This is a genomic window from Fulvivirga aurantia, from assembly GCF_009711475.1.
Taxonomy (GTDB): Bacteria; Bacteroidota; Bacteroidia; order Cytophagales; family Cyclobacteriaceae; genus Fulvivirga; species Fulvivirga aurantia.
Genome location: NZ_SMMD01000737.1, coordinates 6099 through 6908 on the forward strand (window position 1 = coordinate 6099; position 810 = coordinate 6908).

At 35.9% G+C, this 810-nt stretch carries 2 protein-coding genes; both read right to left on the bottom strand.

Annotated elements, in window-relative coordinates; translation table 11 throughout:
* Nucleotides 1–185: 185 nt before the first annotated feature.
* Nucleotides 186–596 (bottom strand): cytochrome c maturation protein CcmE domain-containing protein, encoded by a 411-nt coding sequence (locus E1176_RS08690; RefSeq protein ID WP_155210219.1) that lies wholly within the window; start codon nt 594–596, stop codon nt 186–188.
* Between the two features lie 42 nt (nt 597–638).
* Nucleotides 639–797, bottom strand: coding sequence for a CcmD family protein (locus tag E1176_RS20615; RefSeq protein WP_246205981.1), 159 nt, complete (start codon nt 795–797; stop codon nt 639–641).
* Between the last annotated feature and the right edge of the window lie 13 nt (nt 798–810).

An 810-nucleotide genomic window follows, 5' to 3' on the forward strand; every position in this document is an offset into this window, starting at 1 on the left:
ACTGCACCTGCGTGAATGAAAAAGGCAACTTTACCATTCCCTTTCCAAAGATTTTGTTCTGCTAAATCTTTTCTGGAAGCCGACTTGTAGTACGAGAAGGCCGAAAAAAAAGCACTAATCAGTGCTACAATTACAAATAAGTGTCCTAAATCACCAATAAAATAATGTACCATTCAACCCTGCGTCTATATTTCTGCCTTCACTGTATTTTCCTGGTATTTCGAAGGGCACTTCATTAGAATTTTATCTGCCACAAATACATCTTCGTTGTATGAGCCAATAACAACTACCTTTTCTGATCTTTTAAAATCTGGCGGCATAGGCTCATTGTAGAAAACTATTTGTTCGTTTTTATTTTCGTCTACCATTAAGAAACTGAAAGAAAGTTTATCATTGGATGGTTGTATTCCTACGATATCTCCTTGTGCACTTTTCTTAAGCTCCCCAACTACATGTATGCTATTATTATTACCATTAGAAGCCATCTCATAAGCTTTGTCAAAGTTTACATAGCTGCTGGCATCTCCTGCTGTAGATATAATTACAGCTATTGCTACCCCGATAATAATAATTCCAATGATGTGTGACTTTTTCATACCCTTATTTTTGCTTCTGCAAAGTTAATTCACAAATGGCATTTAGACCTCATGATTTATATCATCATTTGAGAGCCTCTTTTCAAGCTTAGATATCTTTTTATCGGCTTTTACTATATAACCTATGAGTACCAATAAAATAACCAGAATCACTCCTACTACCACGTATATTTTCCCGTCAGACCTTAAGGCATCCGCCATTTCGATCTGATCA